10 protein-coding genes and 1 pseudogene are annotated in these 11,758 nt (G+C 66.7%); 6 read left to right on the forward strand and 5 right to left on the reverse strand.

What is annotated here, in order from left to right:
* Window positions 1-59: 59 nt before the first annotated feature.
* Genes CP557_RS16845 through CP557_RS16855 form a run of 3 tightly spaced genes read left to right on the forward strand, consistent with a single transcriptional unit; the run spans window position 60 to window position 2,629 of the window.
* Window positions 60-932: a complex I NDUFA9 subunit family protein gene (locus tag CP557_RS16845; protein WP_097380972.1), complete on the forward strand. Its 873-nt coding sequence runs from the start codon at window positions 60-62 to the stop codon at window positions 930-932.
* A gap of 3 nt (window positions 933-935) precedes the next feature.
* The gene (locus tag CP557_RS16850) at window positions 936-1,613 is read left to right on the forward strand and encodes a DUF4166 domain-containing protein (RefSeq protein WP_097380973.1); all 678 of its coding nucleotides are present in this window, start codon (window positions 936-938) and stop codon (window positions 1,611-1,613) included.
* On the forward strand, window positions 1,610-2,629 hold the full coding sequence (locus CP557_RS16855) for a YndJ family transporter (RefSeq protein WP_097380974.1): 1,020 nt from the start codon (window positions 1,610-1,612) through the stop codon (window positions 2,627-2,629). Before CP557_RS16850 ends, CP557_RS16855 begins: the two co-directional genes overlap by 4 nt.
* Before the next feature lie 119 nt (window positions 2,630-2,748).
* On the opposite strand, the pseudogene CP557_RS16860 reads toward CP557_RS16855, so the two are convergent.
* The 4 genes and pseudogenes from CP557_RS16860 to hemC all read right to left on the reverse strand — a co-directional run.
* Window positions 2,749-2,940, reverse strand: a pseudogene (locus CP557_RS16860) (outer membrane protein assembly factor BamB family protein); the annotation flags it as partial.
* Window positions 2,941-2,969: 29 nt separating this feature from the next.
* Window positions 2,970-3,713 (reverse strand): uroporphyrinogen-III synthase, encoded by a 744-nt coding sequence (locus CP557_RS16865; RefSeq protein ID WP_097380976.1) that lies wholly within the window; start codon window positions 3,711-3,713, stop codon window positions 2,970-2,972.
* Window positions 3,714-3,716: 3 nt separating this feature from the next.
* Entirely contained in the window at window positions 3,717-4,526 is an 810-nt protein-coding gene (gene cobA / locus CP557_RS16870; RefSeq protein WP_097380977.1) for a uroporphyrinogen-III C-methyltransferase, read from the reverse strand.
* Window positions 4,527-4,540: 14 nt separating this feature from the next.
* Window positions 4,541-5,680 carry a hydroxymethylbilane synthase gene (gene hemC / locus CP557_RS16875; protein WP_097380978.1) on the reverse strand — a complete coding sequence of 380 codons (1,140 nt, stop codon included), beginning with the start codon at window positions 5,678-5,680 and terminating at the stop codon, window positions 4,541-4,543.
* A 216-nt stretch (window positions 5,681-5,896) separates the two neighbouring features.
* Here hemC and CP557_RS16880 point away from each other — a divergent pair, with 216 nt between their 5' ends.
* From CP557_RS16880 to CP557_RS16890, 3 genes are all read left to right on the forward strand, one after another.
* The gene (locus CP557_RS16880) at window positions 5,897-6,262 is read left to right on the forward strand and encodes a group I truncated hemoglobin (protein WP_097380979.1); all 366 of its coding nucleotides are present in this window, start codon (window positions 5,897-5,899) and stop codon (window positions 6,260-6,262) included.
* A 215-nt stretch (window positions 6,263-6,477) separates the two neighbouring features.
* On the forward strand, window positions 6,478-8,796 hold the full coding sequence (locus CP557_RS16885) for a nitric-oxide reductase large subunit (protein WP_097380980.1): 2,319 nt from the start codon (window positions 6,478-6,480) through the stop codon (window positions 8,794-8,796).
* A gap of 98 nt (window positions 8,797-8,894) precedes the next feature.
* A complete protein-coding gene (locus CP557_RS16890; RefSeq protein ID WP_097380981.1) occupies window positions 8,895-10,079 on the forward strand; it encodes a sensor histidine kinase in 1,185 nt (394 codons plus the stop codon).
* Window positions 10,080-10,102: 23 nt separating this feature from the next.
* Here the strand turns inward: CP557_RS16890 and hemL are convergent, their stop codons facing one another.
* Window positions 10,103-11,449, reverse strand: coding sequence for a glutamate-1-semialdehyde 2,1-aminomutase (hemL, locus tag CP557_RS16895; protein ID WP_097380982.1), 1,347 nt, complete (start codon window positions 11,447-11,449; stop codon window positions 10,103-10,105).
* Between the last annotated feature and the right edge of the window lie 309 nt (window positions 11,450-11,758).

The raw sequence follows: 11,758 nt of genomic DNA on the forward strand, positions 1-11,758 counted from the left end.
GATCGAGTGAACTGTCGACGGGTCAGTACAATTAAGATCTCGTGACGGCGAGACTCGGTATGGAAGTTCTGGTCGCGGGCGGCACCGGGTTCGTCGGCCGGGCGCTGTGTCGCGTCCTGGTCGATCGCGGGCACAGGATCACCGCGGCGTCGCGAACGCCCGACGCGGACGGCCTCCCAGCCGCCGTCGAGACCGTCGTCGCCGACGTGACCGATCCCGACCTCGAGGCGATCGTCGACGGGCACGACGCGGTCGTGAACCTCGTGGCGCTTCCCTCGCACGTGCAGCCGCGAGGACGGAGTCACGAGGCGGTTCACTTCGATGGCACTCGGCACCTCGTGGCGGCCAGCGAGCGGGCCGGGGTCGAGCGATTCGTCCAGCTGAGCGGTCTGGGCGTCGAGTCGGGCGTCGAGACGGCCTACTTTCGGGCGAAGCGGCGGGCCGAGCGCGTCGTTCGCGACGCCGACCTCGAGTGGGTCATCTACCGGCCGTCGGTCGTGTTCGGCGACGGCTGTGCATTCGTTCCGTTCGTCGAACGGATGGTACCGCCGCTGCTCACGCCGCTCCCGGGCGGCGGCCGAACCCGGCTCCAGCCCGTCTGGGTCGAGGACCTCGCGCCGATGCTCGCGGACGGACTCGAGGACGATCGTCACGTCGGGAACTGCTACGAGATCGGCGGTCCCGAACGGCTCACGCTCGCGGAGACGGTCACGCTGATTCGCGGCGGCGGTGTCGTCGTTCCGATTCCGATGGCGCTGGCGGCCGTCCTGGCGACGGTGATCGATCCGCTCCCCTGGATCCCGTTCGGCCGCGACCAGTACCGCGTGCTCGAGGTGGACAACACCACGACGGACAACGACGTCACGGCGTTTGGCGCTGACCCGGAGTCGCTCCGAACGCTGTCGGCGTACCTGGCGAAAGGCGGTGACTGACCCATGACCGGACTATTCGAGCGCGAGGTCGGACCGGCGTGGCGGACGCTTCACCCCCGCGTCCGGGAGCGATACGGTCTCACGGCCGACGAGGGGCGCGAAGCGGTGGGTGTCGGACGGATGGCCGACCTCGCTCGACACCCCCTCGCGGTACCGGCGCTCTGGCTCGGGACGCTCGACGATTTTCTCTTTCCCGAAGGCGGGACCGACGTTCCGTTTACGATCGTCACGGAACCGTTCGTCGACTGCGACGGCAACGAGGCGCTCACCCTCCGTCGGCGCTTCGAGACGTCGCCGCCGCGGACGTTCGTGGACACGCTGCGGTGGAACCCCGATCGAGGGTGTCTCACCGACCTGTTCGGCCACCGCGGACACGTCGCCGCCGACGTTCACGTCGATGCCGAAGACGGGGCGCTGGCGCTCTCGATCGGTACCCAGTGGCTTCGGATTGGGGATCGGTCCCTCGCGCTCCCGTCCCCGCTGTCGGTCGATGGCCGCCTCCGTGACTGGTACGACGACGAGGCCGACTGCTTCCGCGTCGCGGCGTCGATCACGAATCCGCTCCTCGGGACGGTCTTCGGGTACGACGGCGCGTTCGAAAACGAGTTCCAACCGTCCGACGGCGACGCGACGGCGCGACCGTCTCTCGGCGGCATCGACCTGCCGGGTGAGACCGCGTGACCGACCTCGAGCCGGCGCCCCCTCGAGCTGGCGGCCCACCGGGGAGTCACCCTCCCGTCGTCGCCGGTCGGCGCGTGACCGATCTGAGCGCGGCAGCGGGCGGCGTCGTCTGGCTGGGAGTCGTCGCCGGCACGGTCGGCGGCGTGCTCTCCCTTTCCTCGCCGGCGCTGTACGTGGGGCTCGCCGCGCTCGTCCTCGTTCCCCTCGGCCTCGGCGTCCTCGAGTCGCCTCGAGACGCGACTCCCCGGGGGACGGCCTATCGGGTTGTCGCTGTCGGACAGCTTCCGGCCGCCCTGGCGCTCGTCGTTGCTCTCGCCGCGCCACAGGGGTCGCTCGCCGCGGTCGCACTCACCGTCCCGTGGCTCGGCGTCACCGGCACGGTCGCGCTGTGGGGACTCGGCCGGCTCGTCGACCGCGGCGGCGGTCCGCTGCCCGAACTCGCGATCGACGCCGGCCTGCTGTACGTGCCGGTCGCCGCTGCGTTTCTCTGCTTGCACGCCGCGGGCGTCAGCCTCCAGTTCGCCCCGATCATCGTCCTCCTGACGGGGGTCCACTTCCACTACGCCGGATTCGCGTTGCCACTCGTCGTCGGCCTGACGGGGCGACACCTGGCGGGAGCGGACGGTCGATTCTCGGCGACGATCACGGGACGAGCGACGGCCGGGACGACGGTCGTCGTCGTCGCCGGCATCCTCCTGATCGCGATCGGAATCACGTTCTCCCCGCTACTCGAGGTCGTCGCCGTCGTCGCCTTCACCGCCGGCGTCGTGGGATTCGCCCTGCGAACGCTCCGTGACGTCGTCCCCACGGTGGCGCGACTTCCGGGACTGTTGCTCGCCGTCGCCGCGCTGTCGCTGTGCTGGACGATGGCGCTGGCGCTCGCGTTCGCATATTCCTCCCTTTCCGGGACACCGTCGCTCGTCACGATTCCCGAGATGATCCGCTGGCACGGAAGCGTCAACGCGTTCGGATTCGCACTGCCCGCCCTGCTCGCGTTCCGACTGCTCGAGGCGTGAGTCGCGATAGTCGATGAGCGATTCGTGGCGGTGCCGATTCCGGCTGTCGCTCGTCGGACGGACGACGAGGTCGCCGACGCCCTCGCGTACGATCATCTCATCGCGACTCACGCCTCGCGTCAGGTTACGTCGAGGGCGTACAGCCTGCCGTCGTTGCTCCCGACGTAGACGCGGTCGCTCGCGGTCGTCGGCGGCGCGTAGATCTCCCCGCCCGTCTCGACTCTCCACTGCTGGTCCCCGTCGAGCCCGATCGCGTACACTCGGTGGTCGACGCCGCCGACGTACAGGGTGTCGCCGTCGATCGCCAATTCTTCCCCGGGTGGCCCCGTGAGACGGTTGGTTACCCGCTCTGACTCGGGATCGCCGCGACCGTCTCGTGAGCGAGCGCATCGAACGTGGCTTCCTCGGGCACCACGTCGACATCGACCCCCCGCGACGCGGCGGTCTCGGCCGTCGGCTCGCCGATCACGCCGACGGTCGCGTCCGCGAGTCCCTCGAGTGCGTCCTCGCGGATCCCTCGTTGGGCGGCGGCTTCGAGGAAGTGCTCGACGGTCAGCGACGAGGTGAAACAGGCGGCGTCGAGCCCGCCTTCGGCGGCCAGCTCGGCCGACCGTCCGCTTTCCGCGGGGCGAACGAGCCGATACAGGATCGTCTCGTGGACGTACGCGCCCGCTTCCTCGAGGCCTTCGAGCAACACCGCACTGCCGTGATCGCTACGGGCCACCTCGACGCGTGCGCCGCCGACCTCGCTTTGCAGGACGTCGACGAGCCCGCTCGAGGTGAACTCGTCGGGGACGAGGTCGACCGCGTATCCCTCCTCGCGGAGCGCGTCGGCCGTCGCCGGGCCGATCGCACAGACGATCTCGTCGCCCGGCTCCCAGCCCGCTTCGGCGACGAGTTCCGCACCGGTCTTGCTGGTGAAGACGACGTAATCGGCGTCTGTTCGAGGAGTCGTGCCGGTCGCTTCGACCGCGAGCATCGGGTCGGGGACCGGCTCGGCTCCGAGACGCTCGAGCAATTCCACGGCCCGCTCGAGGCGGTCGTCGTCGGGGCGGAAGACGGCCACTGTGGGGGTGTCGCTCATCGCTTATCCCTCGAGTTCGTCCTCGTCGGCGGCCGTGCCGTACTCGTTCTGGAGGAATCCGACGACCGACTCGCGGGTCCCTGCAACGTCGCCGATCACCGTCACTGCCGGGGGGTCGATCCCCTCCTCGTCGCGGGCGTCGACGATGGTCTCGAGGGTTCCCGTCGCGACCTGCTGGCCGGGCCAGGTGCCCCGTTCGACCAGCGCGACCGGCGTCTCGGGAGCCATACCGGCCTCGAGCAGCGCTTTCGTGTAATCCGGCAGTCGACCGACCCCCATCAGGACGACGATGGTGCCGCCGGTCGCAGCCAGGGCGTCCCAGTCGACCGCCGACTCCGCCTTGGTCGGGTCCTCGTGGCCCGTCACGAAGGAAACCGAGGAGGCGTGATCGCGGTGCGTAACTGGAATCCCGGCCACCGCGGGTGCGGCGATCGCCGACGTGACCGCTGGGACGACCTCGAACGGAACGTCGTGGGCCGCGAGATACTCCGCTTCCTCGCCGCCGCGACCGAAGACGAAGGAATCCCCGCCCTTGAGCCGGACGACGGCGTTCCCCTCGCGGGCGAGTTCGACCAGCCGCTCGTTGATCGCCGACTGGGGCGTGCGCTCGCCCCCGGCGCGCTTGCCGACGTCCTCGCGGCGGTCCTCGGGGAGGGTCTCGATGATCTCGGGACCGGGAAGCTTGTCGTGGAGGACGACGTCCGCGGCCTCGAGCAGCCGTTTCGCCTTGACGGTCAGGAGGTCGGGATCGCCGGGGCCGCTGCCGACGAGGTAGACGGTACCGGGTTCGGCGTCGGTATCGGATGCTGACATTCGTTACTCGCTAGCTACTTCCCCTCGGGTATATTTTCCTCGGAGACGTCGTCCGCGTCCCCGTCGGCGTCCTCGCGGGCCGCCTCGATCAGCGCGTCGGCACCGCGGTCCGCGAGATCCCGCGCGAACTCGCGGGCCGCTTCCGCGTGCGTCTCGACCGGCAGATCCCGGCTGGCCGTGACCGACTCCTCGCCGTCGCGGTCGAAGACGCTCACGTTCGCGTGGACGTACTCGCCCTGGACGACCGCGTAAATCCCGACCGGAGCGATACAGCCCCCGCCCAGTTCCGCGAGCACGGTCCGTTCGACGGTCGTCTCGACGCGGCTCCGCGGGTGATCGATGTGCGTCTGAATGTCGCGGGCCGTCTCCCCGTCGGGTGCGGTCACCGCGAGCGCTCCCTGTCCCGGGGCGGGAACGAACGTCGACGTCGGCAACTCCTGGTAGTCGACGTAGTGGGCGAGCCCGCTGCGCTCGAGGCCCGCGCCCGCCAGCACGATCGCGTCGTACTCGGTCTCGACCTCGCGGCCGAGCGCGCCCTTCTCGAGTTCCGAGAGGTCGTCGAACCAGTCGTCGACGTTGCGGTCGTATTCGGGTTCGAAGTCGTCGTTGCCGGTGTTCCCCTTGCGCTCCTTGTCGGCTTCCGTCCGTTCCTGGTGTTCTTCCTGCATCGCGGGGGCGAGCAGTTTCTCGATGCGCGTATCGACGTTCCCGCGCAGGGGCTCGACGGTGAGGTCCGGCCGCTCGGACAGCAGTTGCGCGCGCCGGCGGAGACTCGAGGTGCCGACGGTCGCACCCGAGGGCAACTCCTCGAGCGTCGAGCCGTCGGGCGTGACCAGGACGTCGCCCGGCCGGCCCCGCTCGGGAACGGCGGCGGTCACGAGTTCCGCGGGCTGTTCGGTCGGCATGTCCTTCATCGAGTGGATCGCGCCGTCGAGGTCACCTTCGAGGACGCGCTCGTCCAGTTCGCGGACGAACGCGCCGGTCTTCCCGAGTCGGTGAATCAACTCGTCTCTGATCTGGTCCCCCGTCGTCTCCACGGTGACGAGTTCGACCTCGTACCGGCGTTCCTCCAGGGCCTCCGCTACCAGTGAGGCCTGTCGCCGGGCGAGTGTGGACCCCCTCGTCGCCAGTCGCAGCGTCCCGCGCGTTCTCATAGCCACCAGTCGGACCCTCGAGTATGAAAAGCGCACGCTTGTCCGACGTGAGCGAAGCGTGAGCCGCCAAAAATTGTGTTTTGCTGTCACGATCCCGTTTCGGGAGGGGGTTGGATCGAGTCCGACGGGCGGTCTGCTTGACGTTCACAAACAATATTTTTGCAAAACGGATTCGGGATGCTATTTATATTACTTGAGTTAGATAGATCCGACGGAATGGCAGACACCCTCTACGCACGACTCGGTGGCGAAGACGCGATCACGGCGGTCGTCGACGAGTTCTACGATCGCGTCATGGCGGACGAACAGGTCGCAGGCTACTTCGACGACGTCGACATGCAGAAACAGCGCGCACATCAGGCCCAGTTCATCAGTTCGGTCACCGGCGGTCCCGTCGAGTACGCCGGCGGGGAGATGGAAGCGGTCCACGCGGACATGGGCATTACGCCGGCGGACTTCCAGGCCATCGCGACCCACCTCGACGACGCGCTCGCGGAATTCGACGTCGGTGAGGACGATCGCGAGGCGGTCCTCGAGGAGATCGCGAGCTATCAGGACGCGATCGTTACGGCAGCCGATTGAGCGCGCCCGAGCGGATCGGTCGGTAGCGACCCGGGATCGGACGACCACTCTCGCTCCGCGAAATATGTCGGCGGACACGCCGACGGCCACGGCCGTTCCTCGCTCCTACGAGTCTTCGTCGACTAATCGTTTCTACGAACATGTTCGCACCCTTTTCCATATCGTAGGAATACGTCCGACGTTTGACGGGGCCTTGCGTTCGAGTTGCGGCTGTCATGCAACTATCTAGGAAACAACTCGCCACGTTCCTCGCGGCGATTTTCGTCCTCAACCTCGTCGTCATGGGTGGCGGTGCGTGGCTGTCGTACGCGAACGAACCCGAGATTCCCGATACGATCGTCGGGCCGGACGGTGAGACGGTCGCGACGAGCGACGACGTCCAGTCCGGGAAGACGGTGTTCCAGGAGAACGGCCTGATGAATCAAGGCTCGATCCTGGGTCACGGGAGTTACTACGACACCGACTACACCGCCAACGCGCTCGAGTTGAAGACCGAGCACATGCGCGAGTACTACGCCCAAGAGCGCCACGGCAAGGCGTACACAGCCCTCGACGCCTCGGTTCAGGCCGGGGTCGACCAGCAGGTTCGCACCGAACTCCAGTCGAGTCGGTACGAACCCGAACGGGTCGAGTACTCCGCTGCGGAGGTCTACGCTCACCAGCAAGTCCGTGAGGAGTACGTCGAACGCTACCACGAGGGCGACCGCGAGCGCGGGATCCCCGAGGAGCAGGTGCCAAGCGCCGAGGAGGCCGAGGAGTTCGCCGACTTCGCGCTGTGGACCGCCTGGATCTCTCACACCGATCGCCCGGATTCGGAGGCGTCGTTCACCAACGACTGGCCGTACTCGCCCGCCGCGGGCAACGCGGCCGGCGGTCCGGTGATGACCTGGAGCGTCATCGCGATGGTATTGCTCGTCGGCGGTGCGGGGGCGGCGATCTGGCTCTACCAGAGCGTCGACCTTCCCGAGCCCGAAGCCGACGGCGTCTCGATCCCCCACCCGAAAGAGATCGAGCTAACGCCGAGCCAGTTGTTGAGCACTCGATTCGTCCTCATCGGCGCGCTCCTCTTTGCCGCCCAGACGTTCCTCGGTGGCTTGCTGGCGCACTACTACGTCGAACGCGACGGCTTCTTCGGGCTCAACGAACTCATCGGGTTCGACATCCTCCAGTGGCTTCCCTGGTCGATCGCCCGGACCTGGCACGTCGACCTGGGCGTGCTTTGGATCGCGACCATGTGGCTCGGCGCCGGTCTCTTCCTCGCGCCGCTGCTGACCGGCCGCGAACCGCCGAAACAGGCCCGCTACGTAAAGATCCTCGTCGGTGCGTTGCTCGTCGTCGCGGTCGGCGGGCTGGCCGGCATCTGGCTCGGCATCAACAACGTCTTCGGCGATCAGCTCTGGTGGCTGCTGGGCAACGAAGGGCTGGAATACCTCGAGATCGGCCGCGTCTGGCAGTTCGGCCTGCTGGCCGGCTTCCTCGGCTGGACCGCCCTCGTCGCTCGCGGGTTCAAGCCGCTGCTCGACCGCGAACCCCGCTACGGGCTCGCCCACATGATCGTCTACGCGGGCGGTTCGATCGGGCTGTTGTTCATCGCGGGCTTCCTCTACACGCCCCAGACAAACATCGTGACGACCGAGTTCTGGCGCTGGTGGGTCGTCCACATGTGGGTCGAGGGCGTCTTCGAGTTCTTCATCGTCGTCGTCATCGCGCTGACCCTCGTCTCGATGAACCTCCTCTCGAAGAAATCCGCCGAGAAGGCCGTCATCTTCCAGGCCGCCCTCGTCATGGGCAGCGGGATCATCGGCGTCTCCCACCACTACTGGTGGGTCGGCCTCCCCGAGGCCTGGCTCCCGATCGGGAGCGTCTTCTCGACGCTCGAGTTCATCCCGCTCCTCTTTATCCTCTACGAGGCGCTTGGCCAGTACCGCGCGATGGACACCGCGGGCACGGACTTCCCCTACCGGATGGCCTTCTACTTCATCGTCGCCTCGTCGGTCTGGAACTTCTTCGGGGCCGGCGTGATCGGCTTCTTCATCAACCTCCCGCTGATCAGCTACTACCAGACGGGTACCTACCTCACCGTCGCCCACGCCCACGGCGCGATGTTCGGTGCCTTCGGCCTGCTCGCGATGGGAATGGCCGTCTACATCCTCCGGCTCACCACCCGCAGCGAGCGGTGGACCAGCCGGCGGCTGCGCTGGTCGTTCTGGTGTTGTAACCTCGGGCTGGCGCTGATGATCTTCCTGTCGCTGCTCCCCATCGGCTTCCTCCAGCTCGAGACCGCGTTCACCCAGGGGTACGCCGCGGCCCGCAGCCTCGAGTTCTACAGCGGCGAGCTGATCCAGACGCTGTTCTGGCTCCGCATGCCCGGTGATACGCTGTTGATCCTCGGGGCAGTCCTGTTCGCCTGGGACGTCGCCGCGAAGTTGCTCTTCCAGCGAAAGGCGACTGCCGGCGAGACGAGCGGACACGTCATCGCCGACCGGATCTTCGGCGACCGCGACGCCGTCGACCCGGTCAGCGACGACGACTGATCCCGTCTCCGCTTTTCTCGACGCTGCGACGACCCGTGACGGAACGGATCGGACGCAATGGCCAGAAACGCTAACCGATTCGAACGGAGTTACCAGGTATGCGATGGGTCGAGAACACCAGTGTCCTCTCGAAAAACCGGATTCCACGGTACTTAGTCGGATTCGGGACGGGGCTGGCGTTGGTTTTACTCTGCGAAATCGTTCTGGTGTTCTCGGCTGATCCGAGATCCGTCGACACAGCGTCGTTTCTGGCGGGGGCCGTCACTACCGTTCCCTTTCTCGTCGGAATCGCGTACGCCGGCTATTGGCTCCGCTCGTCCGTGCTCTCGGCCTCCCGATATCCGCGTATTGCGGGGTGGTGTCTCGGCGGGTTGGCTGCCTTTCTGTTCATCAATCTCGTGCTGATCGTCACTATGCCGGCCGAATCCTGGATCGTCGCTGCGTCGTGGATTCGGTGGGCCGTCGCCTTCGGTGCCGGAATCGGATTGCTCATCGGTTGTCTCGAAGGTCGTGCCATCGAGCGCGCCCTGACTGCCGAACGCGCTGCGCTCCGGACGGAACACCTCGAGGAGCAACGGGATTACCTCGACTATCTCAACGGTATCCTCCGCCACGAGGTGTTGAACACCGCGACGGTCATCAACGGCTACGCATCGCGGGTACTCGAGGAGGAGTCGACGCTGGACGACCACAGTCGGGAGTGGCTCGAAATCGTTATCGACCACTCGGAGGACATGTCGACGGTGATCGACGACGTACGCGTGCTTCTCCAGACCAGGGACGGGACGCCCCAGCTCGAGCCGGTAAACGCCACGCGAGTACTGGCCGCCGAACTTCGCAAATTGGAGAACGAACGGGACGGGGTCGAGGTGGTGACATCGATCCCGCCGGACGTCTTCGTCCTCGCTGACGACTTGCTCCCCCGCGTATTCGGCAACCTCCTCTCGAACGCGGTCGAACACAACGATGCGGTGATGCCACGCATTACGGTCACGCTCGAGCCCGGGACCGATACCGTCCGCTGCGAAATCGCGGACAACGGCTCCGGAATCCCCGAGTCGGAAATCGACTCCCTCTTCGACCGCGTCGAACGCCGTGGAAGCACCCACGGACTGGGGCTCTATCTGGTCGACCAACTGGTCGCCCGCTACGACGGGACCGTCGAACTCGCGGAAACCGGCCCCGATGGCAGCCGTTTCGTGATCGACCTCCCGGCGGCCTCCCCCGGACGGGACGGCGAGTCATCCGACGAGCGCTCGATGGTCGCGCTCGCGTCGGAGTGAGTCCCCTGGGCAGCAGCGCTCGACTACAGCGCCTCCTTGTACGCCTCGAGCGTCCTCTCGACGTCTTCCTCGGTGTGGCCGTAGCTGACGAACTGACATTCGAACTGGTTCTGTGAGAGGAAGACGTCCTGATCCTTCATCTGCCCCCAGAAGATGCGCCGCCAGCGTTCTGTTTCGGCGTTTTTGACGTCGGCGGCGTTTTTCGGACAGTAGTCGTAGCGCGGACAGGTCGCGTTCTGTCGACAGCCGGCCTCGCACTGTTCCTCGAGGGAGTCCGGTCCCGGCCCCTCTCGAGTGAAGATCACCTTGAACATGCTGTCGGTGCCGGTGACGGTGTAGCTTGGGGCCTGATCGGCGAGGATATCCGTCAGCCCGCACCGGAGTCGCTCGCCGAGTCCGTTGACGTGGTCGTAGACGTCGTTTGCGGCGGCGAACTGTAGGGTCTCGAGGCCGGCTGCCATCGTGACGGGATGGCCCGAGAAGGTACCCGCCTGGAAGACGTCGCCGGAGGGTGTGAAGTGCTCGACGATTTCGGCGCGACCACCGATCGCGCCGACGGGGAAGCCACCGCCGATGATCTTTCCGAAGGTCGTCAGATCGGGCGTGATCCCGAACTCGCTCTGGGCGCAGCCCAGTCCCCCGACGCGGAAACCGGTGATCACTTCGTCGAAGATCAGCAGGGAACCGTGGTCGTCGGTGATCTCCCGGAGGAATTCGTGGTAGCCGTCTTCGGGGTAGACGATGCCGTAATTGCCCAGAATGGGTTCGGTGAGGACGGCCGCGATGTCGTCGCCGTGTTCGTCGAATACCTCGCGAATCGCGTCCTCGTCGTTGAAGGGAACCGGTAGGGTGTGCTCGGCGAACGACTGCGGGATGCCCGCCGAGGAGGGACGGGGATTCTCGGCGTCGCCTTCGACCAGCGTCGACTCCTGTGCACCGTGGTAGCCACCCTGCATGACGACGATCTTGTTCCGGCCGGTGTAGCCGCGTGCGAGCCGGACGGCCGAGACCGTCGCCTCGGTACCGGAGTTGACGAACCGGATCTTCTCGACGCTGGGAACGTGGCGGACGACGAACTCGGCGAGATCGACTTCGACCGGCGTGGGCGTGCCGTACATCGGCCCTTCGCTGGCTTTCTGCTGGATGCTGGCCTGCACCGGTTCGGGCAGGTCGTGGCCCAACAACAGCGGACCAAGACCCATCACCCAGTCGATGTAGCGATTCCCGTCCGCGTCGATGACGTGACCGCCCTCGCCCTTCCGGACGAAGAACGGATAGGGTTCGATCGCCGCGCGGACTGCGGAGTTGACGCCGCCGGGCATCACCGACAGCGCCCGGTCGTACAGCTCCTGTGAGTTGTCCTCGGTCATACCCGCCACTTCGAATTGGGACGGCAAAGTAGTACCGAGGTTCGGCTCCGAACCGCACCGAAGCAGCCGAACGTGTGCGTCTCGAGTGCGCTCTCGGTTCAGTCAGTTCCGAACACGAGATGCGGAGAACCGCGACGAAACACGTGGAATCCAGCCACAGCGGTATCCGACCGAAACCGCGGCGGACTGCACTGGGCGTCGGCCGCGAACCAACGGGCCACAGCCGACGCGACGCCCGATTCGGGCGGGCATCGAACTGCGGAGTGTCAGAGGCGGATCGCGAAACGCGGGTCGCGTGAGTCAGCTCAC

The organism is Natrinema ejinorense, from assembly GCF_002494345.1.
In the GTDB taxonomy this organism is placed as follows: domain Archaea; phylum Halobacteriota; class Halobacteria; order Halobacteriales; family Natrialbaceae; genus Natrinema; species Natrinema longum.

What these genes read in the sequence shown, in the direction of transcription:
- CP557_RS16845 (WP_097380972.1), top strand. Translation starts at nt 60, where the DNA reads ATGGAAGTTCTGGTCGCGGGCGGCACCGGGTTCGTCGGCCGGGCGCTG.
- CP557_RS16850 (WP_097380973.1), top strand. Translation starts at nt 936, where the DNA reads ATGACCGGACTATTCGAGCGCGAGGTCGGACCGGCGTGGCGGACGCTT.
- CP557_RS16865 (WP_097380976.1), bottom strand. Translation starts at nt 3,713, where the DNA reads ATGAGCGACACCCCCACAGTGGCCGTCTTCCGCCCCGACGACGACCGC.
- cobA (WP_097380977.1), bottom strand. Translation starts at nt 4,526, where the DNA reads ATGTCAGCATCCGATACCGACGCCGAACCCGGTACCGTCTACCTCGTC.
- hemC (WP_097380978.1), bottom strand. Translation starts at nt 5,680, where the DNA reads ATGAGAACGCGCGGGACGCTGCGACTGGCGACGAGGGGGTCCACACTC.
- CP557_RS16880 (WP_097380979.1), top strand. Translation starts at nt 5,897, where the DNA reads ATGGCAGACACCCTCTACGCACGACTCGGTGGCGAAGACGCGATCACG.
- CP557_RS16885 (WP_097380980.1), top strand. Translation starts at nt 6,478, where the DNA reads ATGCAACTATCTAGGAAACAACTCGCCACGTTCCTCGCGGCGATTTTC.
- CP557_RS16890 (WP_097380981.1), top strand. Translation starts at nt 8,895, where the DNA reads ATGCGATGGGTCGAGAACACCAGTGTCCTCTCGAAAAACCGGATTCCA.
- hemL (WP_097380982.1), bottom strand. Translation starts at nt 11,449, where the DNA reads ATGACCGAGGACAACTCACAGGAGCTGTACGACCGGGCGCTGTCGGTG.